Origin of the sequence: Antarctobacter jejuensis, assembly GCF_052266595.1 — a bacterium.
GTDB classification, from domain to species: Bacteria; Pseudomonadota; Alphaproteobacteria; order Rhodobacterales; family Rhodobacteraceae; genus Antarctobacter; species Antarctobacter jejuensis.
In genome coordinates this window covers 170,513-186,671 of record NZ_JBQQXJ010000001.1, presented here as the reverse complement: position 1 = coordinate 186,671, position 16,159 = coordinate 170,513, and the positions used below count along the sequence as shown (strand labels likewise).

13 protein-coding genes are annotated in these 16,159 nt (G+C 64.5%); 7 read left to right on the top strand and 6 right to left on the bottom strand.

Translation table 11 applies throughout. From position 1 onward, the window contains the following. The first annotated feature begins 1 nt into the window (after window position 1). From nuoN to ACTXGA_RS00885, 4 genes are all read left to right on the top strand, one after another. Entirely contained in the window at window positions 2-1,444 is a 1,443-nt protein-coding gene (nuoN, locus tag ACTXGA_RS00900; protein WP_443391208.1) for an NADH-quinone oxidoreductase subunit NuoN, read from the top strand. A 112-nt stretch (window positions 1,445-1,556) separates the two neighbouring features. Further along, window positions 1,557-2,303 (top strand): biotin--[acetyl-CoA-carboxylase] ligase, encoded by a 747-nt coding sequence (locus tag ACTXGA_RS00895; protein WP_443391207.1) that lies wholly within the window; start codon window positions 1,557-1,559, stop codon window positions 2,301-2,303. 7 nt (window positions 2,304-2,310) lie between these two features. After that, window positions 2,311-3,093 carry a type III pantothenate kinase gene (locus ACTXGA_RS00890; RefSeq protein WP_443391206.1) on the top strand — a complete coding sequence of 261 codons (783 nt, stop codon included), beginning with the start codon at window positions 2,311-2,313 and terminating at the stop codon, window positions 3,091-3,093. Further along, window positions 3,090-4,757 (top strand): ribonuclease J, encoded by a 1,668-nt coding sequence (locus ACTXGA_RS00885; RefSeq protein ID WP_443391205.1) that lies wholly within the window; start codon window positions 3,090-3,092, stop codon window positions 4,755-4,757. Before ACTXGA_RS00890 ends, ACTXGA_RS00885 begins: the two co-directional genes overlap by 4 nt. 76 nt (window positions 4,758-4,833) lie before the next feature. Here the strand turns inward: ACTXGA_RS00885 and ACTXGA_RS00880 are convergent, their stop codons facing one another. The 3 genes from ACTXGA_RS00880 to ACTXGA_RS00870 form a co-directional block, all read right to left on the bottom strand. After that, window positions 4,834-6,246 carry a DEAD/DEAH box helicase gene (locus ACTXGA_RS00880; RefSeq protein ID WP_443391204.1) on the bottom strand — a complete coding sequence of 471 codons (1,413 nt, stop codon included), beginning with the start codon at window positions 6,244-6,246 and terminating at the stop codon, window positions 4,834-4,836. 197 nt (window positions 6,247-6,443) lie between these two features. Then, entirely contained in the window at window positions 6,444-7,394 is a 951-nt protein-coding gene (locus ACTXGA_RS00875) for a glycosyltransferase family 2 protein (protein ID WP_443391203.1), read from the bottom strand. Continuing rightward, entirely contained in the window at window positions 7,391-9,124 is a 1,734-nt protein-coding gene (locus ACTXGA_RS00870) for a glycosyltransferase family 2 protein (protein WP_443391202.1), read from the bottom strand. Before ACTXGA_RS00870 ends, ACTXGA_RS00875 begins: the two co-directional genes overlap by 4 nt. Before the next feature lie 232 nt (window positions 9,125-9,356). Between ACTXGA_RS00870 and tgt the strand changes: the two genes are divergently transcribed. Further along, on the top strand, window positions 9,357-10,484 hold the full coding sequence (gene tgt, locus ACTXGA_RS00865) for a tRNA guanosine(34) transglycosylase Tgt (RefSeq protein WP_443391201.1): 1,128 nt from the start codon (window positions 9,357-9,359) through the stop codon (window positions 10,482-10,484). Between the two features lie 108 nt (window positions 10,485-10,592). Further along, entirely contained in the window at window positions 10,593-11,351 is a 759-nt protein-coding gene (locus ACTXGA_RS00860) for an SdiA-regulated/phytase-like domain-containing protein (RefSeq protein ID WP_443391200.1), read from the top strand. A 349-nt stretch (window positions 11,352-11,700) separates the two neighbouring features. Here ACTXGA_RS00860 and ACTXGA_RS00855 read toward each other — a convergent pair whose 3' ends face one another. Genes ACTXGA_RS00855 through ACTXGA_RS00845 form a run of 3 tightly spaced genes read right to left on the bottom strand, consistent with a single transcriptional unit; the run spans window position 11,701 to window position 14,527 of the window. Then, window positions 11,701-12,522 carry an NAD-dependent epimerase/dehydratase family protein gene (locus tag ACTXGA_RS00855; RefSeq protein WP_443391199.1) on the bottom strand — a complete coding sequence of 274 codons (822 nt, stop codon included), beginning with the start codon at window positions 12,520-12,522 and terminating at the stop codon, window positions 11,701-11,703. After that, the gene (locus tag ACTXGA_RS00850; RefSeq protein ID WP_443391198.1) at window positions 12,519-13,313 is read right to left on the bottom strand and encodes a glycosyltransferase; all 795 of its coding nucleotides are present in this window, start codon (window positions 13,311-13,313) and stop codon (window positions 12,519-12,521) included. Before ACTXGA_RS00850 ends, ACTXGA_RS00855 begins: the two co-directional genes overlap by 4 nt. After that, on the bottom strand, window positions 13,310-14,527 hold the full coding sequence (locus ACTXGA_RS00845; RefSeq protein WP_443391197.1) for an NAD-dependent epimerase/dehydratase family protein: 1,218 nt from the start codon (window positions 14,525-14,527) through the stop codon (window positions 13,310-13,312). Before ACTXGA_RS00845 ends, ACTXGA_RS00850 begins: the two co-directional genes overlap by 4 nt. Before the next feature lie 337 nt (window positions 14,528-14,864). Here ACTXGA_RS00845 and ACTXGA_RS00840 point away from each other — a divergent pair, with 337 nt between their 5' ends. Then, window positions 14,865-15,956 (top strand): alkene reductase, encoded by a 1,092-nt coding sequence (locus tag ACTXGA_RS00840; protein WP_443391196.1) that lies wholly within the window; start codon window positions 14,865-14,867, stop codon window positions 15,954-15,956. The last annotated feature ends 203 nt before the right edge of the window (window positions 15,957-16,159 follow it).

The window sequence follows — 16,159 nt, the reverse complement described above, 5'->3', positions numbered from 1 at the left end:
CATGATCTCGGCTGATCTGAACATCATCCTGCCGGAAATCCTGCTGTCGGTCTTTGCGATGGTGGCACTTGTAGGCGCGGTCTACACCGGCAAGGACAAGCTGGCCCCGATGCTGGTCTGGGCGACCTCGGCGCTGTTCTTTGTGCTGGCCTTCTGGATCGGAACAACCGGTGAAGGCACGCAGGTGGCTTTCAACGGCATGTTCGTGAACGATGCCTTTTCGCGCTTTGCCAAGGTGGTGATCCTTGTCTCTGCCGCTTGTGTCCTGCTGATGAGCGAAGGGTACATGGAGCGTCGCGGTCTGCTGCGGTTCGAATACCCGCTGCTGATCTCGCTGGCGGTCGTCGGCATGATGATGATGGTCTCCGCAGGCGACCTGATGGCGCTTTACATGGGGCTCGAACTGCAGTCGCTGTCGCTCTACGTGGTGGCCTCATTGCGCCGCGACAGTGTGAAGTCGACCGAGGCCGGTCTGAAATACTTCGTGCTGGGCGCGCTGTCGTCGGGTCTGCTGCTTTACGGTGCGTCGCTGACCTATGGCTATGCGGGCACGACGCTGTTCTCGGGCATCATCCAGACGGCGACAGAGGGCGACCTGTCGGTTGGTCTGCTGATCGGTCTGGTCATGCTGATCTCCGGTCTGGCGTTCAAGGTCTCGGCGGTGCCGTTCCACATGTGGACGCCGGATGTGTATGAAGGCTCTCCCACGCCGGTCACCGCCTTCTTTGCCACCGCGCCCAAGGTGGCGGCGATGGGCCTGTTCGCCCGCGTGATGTTCGACGCCTTTGGTCAGGCGACCGCGGACTGGGGGCAGGTCATTGCGCTCCTGTCGGTGCTGTCGATGTTCCTTGGCGCGATTGCCGCCATCGGCCAGCGCGACATCAAGCGCCTGATGGCCTATTCCTCGATCGCCCACATGGGCTATGCCCTGATGGGTCTGGCCGCCGGAACCGAGCTGGGCGTGCAGGCGATGCTGATCTACATGGCGATCTACGTCACCATGAATGTTGGCACCTTTGCCTTCATCCTGTCGATGGAACGCGATGGCCAGCCGGTCACGGACATCGAGTCGCTGGGCATGTATTCCGCGCGTGAGCCGGGCAAGGCACTGGCCATGCTGGTGCTGCTGTTCAGCCTTGCCGGGGTACCGCCGCTGGTCGGGTTCTTCGGCAAGTTCTACGTGCTGCGCGCGGCCTATGAGGCAGGGTTTGCATGGCTGGCTGTGGCTGGTGTGGTGGCCTCGGTCATCGGTGCCTTCTACTACCTGCGGATCGTCTACTACATGTACTTTGGCGAGGACCGCGAGGATGCGCTGGACGGTGGCAAGTCGCCGGTGCTTTGGGGCTTCCTGATGGCCTCGGCGGTGATCATGGTCGTCGGCGTGGTCAACCTGTTCGGGATCGAAGGTGCGGCACAGGCCGCTGCAGCGACGCTGGTGAATTGATCCCTGTGGCAGCGCGCCCTGCGGGCGCGCTGCGGTGGGGGCTCTGCCCCCGTCTTCCTGCGGTCGACTCCCCCGAGGTATTTTTAGCCCAAAGAAACACGGGGTTTGCGAATTGACGAATTGGCCGGAAGGTTATGCCCGACGAGTGCTGGCGGAGGTGGACAGCACCAATGCCGAGGCGGCGCGGATTGCGTCTGGTTTGTCCGGGCCGGAATGGATCCTTGGACTGCGCCAGACTGCAGCGCGCGGACGACGGGGCCGGGCCTGGGTCAACTCCGAGGGAAACTTCGCGGCGACATTGGTGATGCGCCCGACAGAGACGCCGGACAAGGTCGCGCTACGCAGCTTTGTGGCTTCGCTGGCGCTGTATGATGCACTGGAGACGGTCACCGGGACGGCGGTTGGCCTGTCGCTGAAATGGCCTAACGATGTGCTGCTGAATGGCGGAAAGCTGGCGGGCATCCTGCTTGAAAGCATCGGTGGTCCCGGTGGCCATCTGGCCATCGGGATCGGGGTCAATCTGCTGGTCGCGCCGGATCCAACACAGGTCGAAGAGGGGGCGGTCCCTCCGGTTGCGCTCTTGTCCGAGACCGGGGTGCGCGTCACGCCAGAGACCTTTCTGGATGCGCTCGCCGCCGCCTATGCCCGGTATGAGGCCAGTTTCGGTACCTACGGGGTCGATCCGATCCGCAGCCTCTGGCTGAGCCGTGCGGCGCGTCTGGGAGAGACGATCACAGCGCGCACCGCACGCGAGGAGATCACCGGCGTGTTCGAGACGGTGGACGCCACCGGGCAACTTGTCCTAAAGACCCCTAAAGGCCGCGTCACCATTGCCGCGGCGGATGTTTTCTTCGAATAGGCCGCGCATGCTCCTCGCCATCGATTGTGGCAATACCAATACGGTTTTCTCCATCTGGGATGGCGACCACTTTATCGCCACCTGGCGAACCTCGACCGAGCACCAGCGCACGGCCGACCAGTATTACGTCTGGTTATCGACCCTGATGGAGTTCCAGAAGATCGAGGCGCAGATCACCGATGTGATCGTCTCTTCGACGGTGCCGCGCGTGGTGTTCAACCTGCGTGTCCTGTCGGATCGTTATTTCAATACGCGGCCGCTGGTGGTGGGCAAGCCCGACTGTGCGCTGCCCGTGGATGTGCGGGTGGACGCCGGGACGGCGGTGGGGCCGGACCGGCTGGTGAACACGGTTGCGGGGTTCAAGCAATTCGGCGGGGATCTGATCATCGTCGATTTCGGCACCGCCACGACCTTTGACGTGGTGGCCAGCGACGGCGCCTACGTCGGCGGTGTGATCGCGCCCGGGGTGAACCTGAGCCTCGAGGCGCTGCACATGGCAGCGGCGGCCCTGCCGCATGTGGACATTACCAAGCCGCAGCGCGTGGTCGGCACAAATACGGTGGCCTGCATGCAGTCCGGCGTCTTCTGGGGCTACGTCGGACTGGTGAGCGAGATCTGCGACCGGATCAAGGCGGAGCGCGAGCGGCCCATGCAGGTCATTTCGACCGGCGGACTGGCGCCGCTGTTTCAGCAGGCGGTGCCGCTGTTCGATGAGTTTGACGAGTTCCTGACGATGAACGGACTGGTCGAGATATACAAACACAACATGAAGAACGAGGCAGTCACATGAGCGAGAACCGGTTGATCTATTTGCCGCTGGGCGGCGCCGGCGAGATCGGCATGAACTGCTATGTCTATGGATACGGCAAGCCGGGCGAGGAACGGCTGATCGTCGTGGATATCGGCGTCACCTTCCCGGACATGGACTCGACGCCGGGCGTGGACTTGATCCTGCCCGACATCACATGGCTGAAGCAGAACAAGCACCGGATCGAGGCGCTGTTCATCACCCATGCGCATGAGGATCACGTGGGCGCGGTGGGCCATACCTTCGACGCGCTGGGGGTGCCGATCTACGCGCGCGCCTTCACGGCCAATATTGCGCGCGGCAAGCTGGCCGAATATGGGGTAGAGGGCAAGGCCGTGCGGACCTGTTCCGCCTGGCCCGAGACGAAAGAGGTGGGGCCGTTCAAGGTGGGCTTTCTGCCGATTTCGCACTCCATTCCCGAATCGAGCGCCCTGGTGATCGACACCCCCGCGGGGCGTGTGATTCACACAGGTGATTTCAAACTGGACCGGACACCGCTGGTCGGGGAACCTTGGGACCCGGAGCTCTGGGCAGAGGTTGCGAAGCCGGGGGTGAAGGCGCTGATCTGCGATTCCACCAACGTGTTTTCGCAGCACGCGGGCCGGTCGGAGGTCACGGTCGGCCCGGCGGTCGAAAAGCTGGTGTCCGAGGCGCGCAACATGGTGGTGGCGACGACCTTTGCCTCGAACGTCGCGCGGGTGAAAACGCTGGCCGAGGCGGGCGAGCGGGCAGGGCGGTCGATCTGCCTGCTGGGCCGCGCCATGCGTCGGATGATCGAGGCGGCGGTGGAAACCGGCGTGCTGACCGGCTTTCCCAAGGTGATCGGCCCCGAGGATGCCGCCCGCCTGCCGCGTGAAAACGTCATGCTGCTGGTCACGGGCAGTCAGGGTGAGCGCCGCGCAGCCAGCGCCCAACTGGCCCGGGGCAAATACAACGGGCTGGAGTTGAAAGAGGGGGACCTCTTCCTGTTTTCGTCCAAGGTCATTCCGGGCAATGAACGTGGCGTGATCAGCATCATGAACCAGCTTTCGGAAAAGGGCGTGGACGTGGTGGATGACGGGATGGGGGATTATCACGTGTCCGGCCATGCCAACCGCCCGGATCTAGAGACCGTCCATGACATCGTGCAGCCGCAGATCGTTGTGCCGATGCATGGCGAACACCGTCACCTGCGGGAACACGCGCGTCTGGCCTCGGCCAAGGGGCGGGCCGGCGTTCTGGCGGTCAACGGCATGATGATCGATCTTTCCGGCAATGAGCCGCGCGTGGTCGAATATGTCGACACCGGGCGCACCTATCTGGATGGCTCCGTTCAGATCGGCGCCTTGGATGGGATCGTTCGCGACCGCATCCGCATGGCGCTGAACGGGCATGTGCTGGTGACGGTGATCCTTGACGAGCAGGATGATCCGCTGGGCGATCCGTGGTGTGACCTGAAGGGTCTGCCGGAACAGGGGCGCAGCCACGCGCCGCTGGTCGATATTCTCGAAGAGGATCTGTCGCAGTTCCTTGGGCGTGCGGGGGGCAAGACCCTGACCGACGACGATAAGCTGGAGGAGGGATTGCGGCGTGTGGTGCGCAACACCTCCCTGAACGAGATCGGCAAGAAGCCCGAGGTGACGGTGGTGGTCAGCCGGTTGTCCTGACAGCCGCCTGCCATGCCAGACGCAAAAGGCCGGTCCAATGGACCGGCCTTTTCGATTCTGACGGGCGGGTGCCGGTTCAGCCGGCGCGACGCTCGTCAAAGCTCAGCGCGATGAACTCGGGCATATGGTCTCCCATGCCGACAACCGTCTTGTCGCGCCCGCCACGACGGTCGGACGACCCACGCGATCCGCGGTTTTCCGGCTTGCTGCTGGGCGCGCGGGTATCGGGCTTGTTGGCGGACCGCCGATTGTCGCTGTTGCGACGCTCTTCGGCCTTGGGGGCGTCGTCGGCTTTGCGGGTCTCCGCGACGGGCTCTGCCTGTTTGGGCTCCTCGACCGCTGCGACAGGGTTGTCGAGGCGCGGGATCTTCGTCTGAAGCAGCTTTTCGACCGCGTCGAAGTATTTTTCATCGCGCGGAACGCAGATCGTGTAGGCCTTGCCGGAGCGACCGGCTCGACCGGTGCGGCCGATGCGGTGCACATAGTCTTCGGCATGGCTGGGCACGTCAAAGTTGAACACATGGCTCACGGCCGGGATATCCAGCCCGCGCGCCGCCACGTCCGAGGCGATCAGCAGACGCAAAGAGCCGTCCCGGAACCCGTCCAGCGTTTTCGTGCGCTGCGACTGATCAAGATCGCCGTGGATCGGGGCGGCGTTATAGCCGTATTTCTTCAGCGACTTGGCCACCACATCCACGTCCACCTTGCGGTTGCAGAAGATGATGGCGTTGGTGCAGCTTTCGCCCTCGGAATCGATCAGGGCACGCAGCACGCGGCGCTTCTCACTCGCTTCGCGATCCTTGCGGGACGGGCGAAAGACAACGGCCCCCTGTTCGATGGTTTCCGAGGCCGAGGCCTGACGGGCAACCTCGACCCGCACGGGTGCGGAGAGGAAGGTGTTGGTGATGCGCTCAATCTCGGGCGCCATGGTGGCGGAGAAAAACAGCGTCTGGCGGGTGAACGGCGTCAGAGAGAAGATGCGTTCGATATCGGGGATAAAGCCCATGTCCAGCATCCGGTCGGCCTCATCGACGACCATGATCTCGATGCCCGTCAACAGCAGTTTGCCGCGTTCGAAATGGTCCAGAAGGCGGCCCGGTGTGGCGATCAGGACGTCGACGCCCTTGTCGATCAGCGCATCCTGTTCCTTGAAGGAAACGCCGCCGATCAGCAGCGCCTTGGTCAGTTTGACATGTTTGGAATAGGTGTCGAAGTTCTCGGCCACCTGCGCGGCCAGTTCGCGCGTCGGGCACAGCACAAGGCTGCGCGGCATCCGCGCGCGGGCGCGTCCACGGGCCAGTTTGCAGATCATTGGCAGCGTAAAGCTGGCGGTCTTGCCGGTGCCGGTCTGGGCGATGCCCAGCACGTCCTTGCCTTCCAGGGCAGAGGGAATGGCGCCCGCCTGAATGGGGGTGGGGGTCTCATAGCCAGCTTCTTCGACGGCTTTGAGCACTTTGGGGCTGAGGTTCAGGTCGCTGAATTTTGTCATGTGTGTCCATGTTGTGCGGACACTGTTACCTGGCCCGCGCGTCTGATAGGGGGGCGGGCCCGGATGGCCTGAACTCTTAATACGCTTACCCCAGATGCCGCCTGCCATACGGAAAACTCGGGCAAACGTCAATCAGAGCCTGCGGTTATGCGCGTTAACAGGCGAATTTCTCACCCAATCTGCGGGTTTAGGCCGAATTAACCGGTTTTGACGTTGGGGAAATGGCGCGCGCGCAGTTGGTCCAGCTGCATTTCATGCCGCCGCAGCAGACCCTGTGCCTCAAGCCGGCTGACAAGCTCTGGCGTGGCGGTGCAGACCTCGTCAAAGAACAGGCGCAGCGCGGCCTCGCCGCCGGTGTCGTTTATCATGCCCAAGAGCGCATGCAGGTTCAGCGCGCCGGGCGCGCGGGTCTGCGCCTTGAGCTCGGGCCGATAGGATCCCGTCGCCAGCCGCCAACGCATCTGCTCGCGGAAATGGTCCCAGTCGGCGGCATGGAAGTGGCCCAATTCGGTCCCGGTAAGGGCGCGCTCGCCGATGTTCATCTCATCCTTGAGAAACATGTTGTGGATCTTGACCTGCAGGCCCTTGATCCCGGTGCGAAAGAACAGCTTGCCCGCCACATGGCTGAGAAACCCGCCCGACAGGTGGCGGCCCCATGTGGGAAAGCAGGCCTCTGCCGCCTGTCGGCGCGCGTCCTGTTCCAGATGAAAGGCCTTGAACAGGGTTTCCCCCGGCGCGGCGGCCTCGCCGGGGGCCAGCGCCTCAACTGGGCGGACGCGGGCGCAGAGGCAATCTGCAGGCAATTCCGCCAGTTGATCCGCAACGGGGTGTTGCGGCAGCAGGAATTCGTCCACGTCGATGTGGCACAGCCAGTCGCATTCAACCTTGCGGTTGTTGGCATGGCGGACATTTGCGGTCTGCCGGTTCCGGCTGACCTCTGGCCGTCCCTTGCGTTTGGCCCAATAGGCGGCGTCGGTGTGTTTGACGCGGATCTTTGGATGTGCGGACAGTACGGCCTCTGTGTCCGGCACGTTGTCGTCAAGGTAGATGTACAGGCGGTGCGCCCCCAGTTCCAGATGCCAGGCGGCGAAGTTCAGGATCGCCTCCTTCGGGGCCTTCATGGTGGAAACAGTGCCCCAGCGGATCATGGCAAGTCCCCAAAGACACGGCGCGTGGTGGCGTCGAAGTCGAAGTCATGGGTCAGCAGCATGTCGTGGCGCGCCAGCCGGTCGCGCAACGCGGGGGTGTCGGCGCAGACTTCTTCGAAAAAGGCGCGCAGGCCTGCATCGCCCTCCTCTTGCATCAGGAAATCGAAGAGTTCCGCCTGACCCATTTCGCTGCGGTCCGCAGGACGGCGGTAGGAGCCGTGGTCGCGTCGGAAATCCAGATGGCTGCGGAAATGCTCCCAGCTTGGGGCGTGGAAATGGGCAAGGAACAGCCCCTCGGCGCGGGTCTTGTTGGTGACGTCCTCGCCCTTGTATTTCAGCGTATGGATGCCCAGCCGGGTATCGGGAATGCCCGGGCGGGCAAAGACCTTGCCGCCCGTGTGACTGAGAAAACCGCCGTAAAGATGCAGTCCGAACGTGGGGTAGATTTCCTGCAGCAGGGCCTTTTTCACGCCCGCTTGCGCGTGGGACAGCTTGAAATGGGTTGGGTCGCCAGTGACGGGGGCCAGGGCCTCTGCCGGGGGCATCTTGGCGATGGCCGCCTGCGGATCGGCGTGGAACAGGACGTCCTTGACGGGGCGTTGCGCGATGATGAATTCATCCACGTCGATATGGCCCAGCCAGTCGAGGCTGTCAGCGGTGGCGCGCAGGCAGCGGGTGGCATTGAAGGCCTGCCGCAATTGATGCGCCGACATCCGCGCCCGGCCCGCGTGTTCCCAATAGGCGTGGTCACATTGGGTCACATGGATACGCGGGTGGCGGCTGAGAAATGCCTCCGCCTCGGCATCCGGTTCATCCAGATGAATATGCAGGGCCTCAGCCCCGAGATCGATGTGGTGAGCGGCAAATCGGGCGATCTGTGACAGCGGGGCCTTGATCGTGCTGACAAGGCCCCAACGCAGCCTGTCGGCTGACCTGACCGGGCGGGCGGCCACCGGCGCCGACTGAGCCGTGACGGCTTCGGCCTTGTCGCGCCGTGTCTTTCGGGCGCTCATGACCGACAGCCTGCGGAAGACGCCACCGGGATCGTGGATCAGCAAGTCCAGAAGGTGATGGGCCAGCGGGCGGATGACCGCGTCGCCCTCTGCCTCTTGCCAGAGGCGGGCAATCAGGTTTGCGTCCAGCCCGCCGGAGGTCAGCGAATAGGCGTCCATCTGCAGCGGCAGCTTGGCGCGGGTCTTGTTCGCCAGCGCAAAGGGTTGATCCGGTGCGCGCCCACTGTAGAGCCGTTCGGATTCGTAGAGCTTCATCATGCCGAAGAGCGTCGACATGGCGAGGCCGGTGGCGCGCTGGACCGGCGTCAGCCCGTGGTCCCCAAAGGTGGTCACGGCAGAGACCATCCAGCGAGCGTCGAGATGCTGCAACAGATGCACGCCCTGTTCCGCCCAGAGGCGCTGAAAAAGCTGCGGAGCATGGTCGGGAAAGCTGCGCTTGCGCAGGTGCGAAACGACCAGCCCGTGCAGGACGGTGAGTTCCGATGATCCCTGCAACTCCTGCCGCAACTGAAAGATCTTGCGTTGGCCGTTGTTGAGGAAGGGCGGCGCATGGGGGCCATCTGTGGGGTCCGGGACCACGGCCTGCGTCAGAGGGACAAGGTCGATGTCCGCGGGCGGCAAGAGCGCGCCCTCGGCTGCTGGCAGGGGGTCGCGGCGTGCCTCATATATGGCGAGGACGGCCGAGATGCCGCCCTTGTAGGTGGGGGGTCTGCTCATGGCGCTACACTGGCCGGGGCGGCGCGCATGGGCAAGGGGTCCGTGATCCGGTCGGGTGTCCCGGCGCACAATTTTCAAGGCGCGCCTTGCCCCGCGCTCCTATCAAATTGAGCGCGCTGGCGCGCGCGCAGGGTGTTTCGGCTGTGGCCCGTTCCGGGCCGTGCCTCGGGTTGGTGCGGGAGGCGGAGTTTGGGCTTTTGTTCGGGGGGGGGATGCGTGTAGAGCGGAGATCATGGCTGAGACATCCTTTGAACTGCTGGCCCGCGACGGGCGCGCGCGGCGGGGCGTGATCCGCACCCCGCGCGGCGAAATCCGCACCCCCGCCTTCATGCCGGTCGGCACCGCCGCCACGGTAAAAGGCATGATGCCCGAAAGCGTTGCCGAGACCGGGGCCGACATCCTGTTGGGCAACACCTATCACCTGATGCTGCGGCCCGGGGCCGAGCGGGTCGCCCGGATGGGCGGGCTGCACCGGTTCATGAACTGGTCGAAACCCATCCTCACGGATTCGGGCGGGTTCCAGGTCATGAGCCTTGCCGAGTTGCGCAAACTGACCGAAGAGGGGGTGACCTTTCGCAGCCACATCGACGGGTCCAAGCACATGCTGTCGCCGGAACGGTCGATGGAGATCCAGAAACTGCTGGGTTCGGACATCGTGATGGCCTTTGACGAGTGCCCGGCCTTGCCCGCCGACCGGGACCGGATCGCGGAGTCGATGCGCCTGTCGATGCGTTGGGCCGCCCGTTCGCGCGAGGCCTTTGGCGACCGCCCGGGCCATATGTTGTTCGGCATCCAGCAGGGCGGGCTGGAGGAGGATCTGCGCGGTGAAAGCGCCGAAGCCCTGCGCGCCATCGGCTTCGATGGATATGCGGTTGGCGGATTGGCCGTGGGCGAGGGCCAGGAGGACATGTTCGGCTGTCTGGACTATGCACCCGGGATGCTGCCCGAGGACAAGCCGCGTTACCTGATGGGCGTCGGCAAACCCGATGACATCGTAGGTGCGGTCAAGCGCGGTATCGACATGATGGATTGTGTCCTGCCCTCACGATCGGGCCGGACCGGGCAGGCCTGGACACGTCGCGGGCAGGTGAACATCAAGAACGCCCGTCATGCGGATGATCCGCGTCCCCTGGATGAGCATTGCGGCTGTCCCGCCTGCCGGGGCTATTCGCGCGCCTATCTGCATCACGTGTTCCGCGCGGGCGAGATGATTTCCGGTATGCTGCTGACCTGGCACAACCTGCACTACTATCAGGAATTGATGGCCGGGATGCGCGCGGCGATTTCCGAAGGGCGTTTTGATGCCTTCGAGGCGGAGTTTCACGCGCAGCGGGCCGAGGGGGACATTCCGCCTGTCTGACGGGCGGAGGGAACCTTGGCGCGGCGATTTCAAGCGGCGCGGTGCCCCACGGGATTGATCCGATTGCGGTTCGGCACATAGTCTTTTCCATCGGTGATGGAGGAAGCGATGCGGAACCTGATCCTGACGACACTGTTGCTGGCAGGCCCGGCTGAGGCCGAGTTGCGCCATGTGGAGACCTTTCCCGGTGTGCGGGCCGTCAGCCTGGCCTATGACGCGCAGGTTTGTGGCGTCTGGGTCGCGAGCGAGAGCCGCGAGTTGGTGCTGCTGTCGCCGGGCGGACGCGAGATCCTGCGGTTCGACACGGACATGGGCTATGTGCGGTCGGTCACGGTGACCGAGGAGGCCGTGCTGGTGGCCAACGGTTGGGGCGATTTTCAGTGGCTCGACCGGAGGGGAAAGGCTTTGGAGCCGGTCTTTGCCCTGAGTGCCACGATCCGCGATACCGAGGGCATGCATCGGGATGCGGACGGGACGTTTCTGGTGGTCGAGGATGACCCCGCGCGGCTGATGCGGGTGGCGCCGGACGGGACCGTCCTGATGGAGTTGTGGGGGGAGACGTTCGACCCGCCCATGGTGGAGCCACAGGGTGTGGCGCGGGATCCGTATTCGGGCAATATCCTTGTGGTGGATGACAATGAGGGGCTGAACGCCCTGTTCGAACTGGCGCCGGATGGGCGGGTGATTTCGGTCACCCCGCTGTCGGCCTGGGGGTATGACGCCGAGGGGGTGGCGCTGCAGCCCGAGACCGGGCGGCTGTTCATCGGGTTTGATGGCGGGCAGGCGCTGGCGGTCTTTGACTGGGCGCCGTCCGAGGTGAGCATCGACACGCCTCTGGAGCGGGGGCCGCCCTGTAGCTTCATGTAGCTGTCCACGCGTGGACAGCTTAGGGGGAATGCCAGATCAATGGGTTACAGGGGCGAATTCACCGACTGTTAGGAATTGGAGGGATTTCGCCCGGCCTGCGTGGGGCGATCCGCGCGCCCTGCGGGCGCGGTGGTCGCTTCAGGATTCACCCGTGAACAGGGCTCTGTTCGCCGGAGCCATCCCGCGCTTATGATGGCCTGAACCAGAGCCCCGCCCCCTGCAAGGGCAAGCCGCGCGATGCGCGGGGCTGCGCCCCCTTGCAGGGGACCGGCCTCTGGCCCTGATCGGCATCAAGCGAGGGATGGCTCCGGCGAACAGAGGTGCCGCGGTCGCGCGGGGGGCGGCGCGGTCAGCTGTCGGCCAGCAGGGCGGGCAGGCTGCGGTGCAGGCGGGGCAATCCGCCGGGACGCCAGCCCATGGCAGGCAGGCGCTGGCAGATCAGCGGATTGACGGCGCGGGTGCTGCGGGCGGGGGGTGGATGCGGGGTGCCGGTGAGGCGCTGAACCTCTGACAGCAGGTCGTGCCGGTCCAGCAGGAGGTCGGAGGCGTGGAAGGCGCCGGTTGCCGGGCTGTTCAGCAGCAGTTGGCAGGCCTCGGCCAGATCGGCGCCATGCAGTTCGGTGCCGCGCCGGGGCGCAATGGGATGGCCTGCGAGATAGTCGCGGAAGAGGCCCTGCCATTTGTGACCTGGGCCGGGGCCGAAAATGCCGGTGGCGCGCAGGCTTTGACCGGTCAGGGGCAGGGCGGCGAGATGGGCCTCTGCCTCTGCCTTGACCCGACCGTAAAGCGAGGCGGGATGCGGGGGAGTGTCCTCTGTCAGCGGGGTGTCGTCGGGCAGGCCGTCGAAAACCGCGCGGGAGGACAGAAAGAGAATGCGGGTCACGCCCGCCTGAGCGGCGGCGTCGAACAGGTGGCGCGTGCCGTCGAGGTTGGCGCGCAGGAAGCGCTCTGGGTCGTCGCCTTCGCCGCCGCGATAGCGCCCGGACACATGGGAAAAGGCGGCATGCACCAGGGTGGTGACGCCTGACAGGTCAGGCGCGGGACCGGTGAGATCCCACGGCCTTTGCGCAAAGCCCGCAACGGGGGTGCGGCCCAGCGTGACCATCGGGCCGGGCAGGCCCGAGAGCAGAAACCGGCCAACAAGGCCGGAGGCGCCGGTCAGGGCGATCATGCGGCGCGGGGCAGGGCCGCCAGATCCGGGGTGCCACCGGCGGCATAGACCCGCCAGAGGTCGATCAGCGGGCGCAGGCGATGCGCCTTGGCGTGGTCCTGCCACGGTTTTTCATACTGGAAATGCAGCACGCTGATGTCCTCCCAGTTCCACAGCCCCGGCAGGTTGAACCAGAGGTATTGCAGCGTGTTGTAGCGGATCGGCAGGCCGTTCCAGTCCGGGAAGAACTCTTGCAGAAAGGTCTGATCCGTGCGCCGCCAAAAGGCGCCGGGCCGGTCCAGCCGTTGCAGCATGGCCTGATAGGTCCGCGCCGAGGGGCGGGCGGTGAAGACACCGGAATTCATCCGGTGAAAGTCTTCGAGGTTTTCATAGACATTGGGGGCGGCGCAGAATTCCGGGTAGTCGAAGAGCCTGTCGATGTTGCGCAGGACCAGCGTATCGGCATCCAGAAAGACCACGCGGTCATAGTCCAGCTGCCACAGCCGCAGCTTGCAGAAATTGTCGAGCGGGGTGTGGAAGGCCGGTTTAACGCCCTTGGTGAAAGGCGCGCGGCCATGCAGCGCCTCACGTGCATGGGCGGCGTTGAAGGCGTCTGAGGTGGGCAGAAGGTCGGTCTCGACCAGTGTGGCGCCCAGGGCGGAGAGTGGTTCCAGCGCCTTGGCCGGTGTCCCGCGGGTGTGCAGCACCACCCGGTCCGCCGTCGTCCCGGTCAGGTTAAGAGAATGCAGCAAGGCCTTGGCCCCAAGCGCAAAATCCGCGTTTGTCACCAGTGTCACATAGGCCCGTCTCATGACACGGACCGCAGCGCCTTGCCCTCGGGATCATGGTCGACCTTGGCGGCGATGTCCCGGGTCCAGGCCGATACGGCGGCGACGCGGTTGCGGTCGATCCGGTGGGCGTATTTCTTCGCCACATCGACGACCTCTGACAAGAGCCCCTCTGCCAGCGTGATCGGGTTCAGCCCCAGCGCAAGGAACTGGTCATTCTTGACGATAAGGTCGTTTTCGGCGGCTTCCTTGCGCGGGTTGGGCAGGTATTTCACCTCTGCCCCGGTCAGGCCGGCCACCTTTTCCGCCAGTTCACGCACGCGGTGCGTTTCGGTCATCTGGTTGAAGATCCGGACCCGGTCACCCTGTTTCGGGGCGTCGCCAAGCGCCAGTTCGATGCAGCGCACCGAATCCTGAATGTGGATGAAGGCGCGGGTCTGGCCGCCGGTGCCATGCACGGTCAGCGGATAGCCGATGGCGGCCTGAATGAGAAAGCGGTTCAGCACCGTCCCGTAGTCGCCGTCATAATCGAAGCGGTTAATCAGCTGTTCGTGGCGGCGGGTCTGATCGGTATGGGTGCCCCAGACGATGCCCTGATGCAGGTCGGTGATGCGCAGGCGATCGTTCTGGGCGTAGAACTGGAACAGGATCTGATCGAGGCTCTTGGTCATGTGATAGACCGAGCCGGGGCGCGTGGGATAGAGGATTTCCTGCGATTTGGGGCCGGCGGGCGTGTCGATCTGCACGTCCAGATAGCCCTCTGGGATCGGCGCGCCGACCGAGGAATAGCCATAGACGCCCATGGTGCCCAGATGGACCAGATGCGCCTCTGGCGCGGCCTCGACCATGGCGGCCAGCAGGTTGTGCGTGGCGTTGGTGTTGTTGTTGACGGTGTAGACCTTGTGGCGGTCGGTTTTCATCGAATAGGGCGCGGCGCGCTGTTCGGCGAAATGGATGATGGCGTCCGGGCGGTGGGCCGCCAGCCACTGTTTCAGCCGTTCGTATTCCAGGGCGAGGTCGAGCAGGTGGAAATGGATCGTCTGGCCGGTGGTTTCCTTCCAGATGCGGCAGCGTTCCTGGATCGAATCCATCGGGGTGAGCGATTGGACGCCAAGTTCGGTGTCGATCCAGCGGCGCGAAAGGTTGTCGAGGATATGCACGTCATGTCCGGCATTGGACAGGTGCAGGGCGGTGGGCCAGCCGACGAAACCGTCGCCGCCAAGGATCGCAATGCGCATTGTTAAAACTCCTCTTTTTCCTCTTGCCCATCCTCGTGCCGGAGGGGGCTGTCAGGCTCCGCCTAGGCGCGGTCGGTGTGAAAGTAAAATGAAGGTTTTGCGACGATTGATGCAAGGGTTCTGCCCGATGTGGGCGAAAAGTCGCGGGTTTTCAGCGGGCGGAGGGTGAATTGATACATCAATCATGCCTGATTTGCCTGTCGCGATTTGGTTCCGGAAAACTTCTGCGCGCGGGCGCACAGCCGTTGTCCGGGAAAACGCGGCACGGGGCGGTTGGGCAGGGCGCGGGCGTGCTTATCTGCTGACGGTCAATGCCTTCGGAGCAAAGGAGCCTTCCATGCCCAGCAGCCTGTTCGAACCCGTGACCATCGGTGCGATGGACCTCAAGAACCGCATCGTCATGGCCCCGCTGACCCGCAACCGCGCCTATGATGACGTGCCCGGCGATTTGCACGTCGACTATTACAGCCAGCGCGCCGGGGCCGGGTTGATCATCACCGAGGCCACGCAGATTTCGCCCGAGGGCAAGGGCTATGCCTGGACGCCGGGGATCTACAGCGATGCGCAGGTCGCCGCGTGGAAGCGGGTGACGGATGCGGTGCATGAGGCCGGTGGCCGGATCGTGCTGCAGCTGTGGCATGTGGGCCGGGTCAGCCATACCTCCCTGCAGGAGGGCGGCAAGGCGCCGGTGGCGCCCTCGGCCATCCGCGCCGAGGGTGTGCCGACCTTTGACGGCACGCAGATGGTCGATGTGTCCGAGCCGCGCGCGTTGGAACAGGATGAACTGCCGCGCATCGTCGAGGATTTCCGCCGGGCCACGCTGAACGCTAAGGCGGCGGGGTTCGACGGGGTCGAGGTGCACGCCGCGAATGGTTATCTGCTGGACCAGTTCCTGAAGGACGGGCCGAACCACCGCACCGATGAATACGGCGGCTCTTTCGAAAACCGCGCGCGCCTGCTGGGCGAGGTTCTGGACGTGGTGACCGGTGCCTGGGAACCGGCGCGGGTGGGGGTGCGGCTGTCGCCGTTTTCCGGCGCCAACGGGGCCGTCGACAGTGATCCGGCAGCGCTGGCGAATTTCCTCGTCGATTTCGTCTCGGGCCGGGGACTGGCCTATCTGCACATGATCGAAGGCCAGACCGGCGGGCCGCGCGACCTGCCCGAAGGCACCGACCTTGGCGCGCTCAAGGCGCGGTTCGACGGCGCGTGGATGGGCAACAACGGCTATGATCGCAAGATGGCGATCCGGCGCGTGTCAGAAGGGGCGACGGATCTGGTGGCCTTTGGCGTGCCCTTCATCGCCAATCCGGACCTGCCGCGCCGGTTGGAACTGGGCGCGGAGCTGAATGACGCGGATCAGAGCACCTTCTACGGGGGCGGCCGCGAAGGCTATACCGACTATCCGACCCTGACAGACAAGGCCGCCTGAACGGCCCGCGCCATCAACAAGGTATGCCCCGCCAGTCGGGGCATACGCCGGGTCCGGTCCGATACTGATTTTCATATCGTAAAAGACCCGATTGCATGCATTGCCGCCTTGCACGTGGCGAAGGGCGAGGTCATGCTGCGCTGTATTCCGGGCCGGGGTCGGCGCGCTTGAATCCTGACGCGCGGACACCACATATAGCCCTC

What these genes read in the sequence shown, in the direction of transcription:
- ACTXGA_RS00870 (WP_443391202.1), bottom strand. Translation starts at nt 9,124, where the DNA reads ATGAGCAGACCCCCCACCTACAAGGGCGGCATCTCGGCCGTCCTCGCC.
- tgt (WP_443391201.1), top strand. Translation starts at nt 9,357, where the DNA reads ATGGCTGAGACATCCTTTGAACTGCTGGCCCGCGACGGGCGCGCGCGG.
- ACTXGA_RS00840 (WP_443391196.1), top strand. Translation starts at nt 14,865, where the DNA reads ATGCCCAGCAGCCTGTTCGAACCCGTGACCATCGGTGCGATGGACCTC.
- ACTXGA_RS00875 (WP_443391203.1), bottom strand. Translation starts at nt 7,394, where the DNA reads ATGATCCGCTGGGGCACTGTTTCCACCATGAAGGCCCCGAAGGAGGCG.
- ACTXGA_RS00845 (WP_443391197.1), bottom strand. Translation starts at nt 14,527, where the DNA reads ATGCGCATTGCGATCCTTGGCGGCGACGGTTTCGTCGGCTGGCCCACC.
- ACTXGA_RS00850 (WP_443391198.1), bottom strand. Translation starts at nt 13,313, where the DNA reads ATGAGACGGGCCTATGTGACACTGGTGACAAACGCGGATTTTGCGCTT.
- ACTXGA_RS00855 (WP_443391199.1), bottom strand. Translation starts at nt 12,522, where the DNA reads ATGATCGCCCTGACCGGCGCCTCCGGCCTTGTTGGCCGGTTTCTGCTC.
- ACTXGA_RS00885 (WP_443391205.1), top strand. Translation starts at nt 3,090, where the DNA reads ATGAGCGAGAACCGGTTGATCTATTTGCCGCTGGGCGGCGCCGGCGAG.
- ACTXGA_RS00890 (WP_443391206.1), top strand. Translation starts at nt 2,311, where the DNA reads ATGCTCCTCGCCATCGATTGTGGCAATACCAATACGGTTTTCTCCATC.
- ACTXGA_RS00860 (WP_443391200.1), top strand. Translation starts at nt 10,593, where the DNA reads ATGCGGAACCTGATCCTGACGACACTGTTGCTGGCAGGCCCGGCTGAG.
- ACTXGA_RS00880 (WP_443391204.1), bottom strand. Translation starts at nt 6,246, where the DNA reads ATGACAAAATTCAGCGACCTGAACCTCAGCCCCAAAGTGCTCAAAGCC.
- nuoN (WP_443391208.1), top strand. Translation starts at nt 2, where the DNA reads ATGATCTCGGCTGATCTGAACATCATCCTGCCGGAAATCCTGCTGTCG.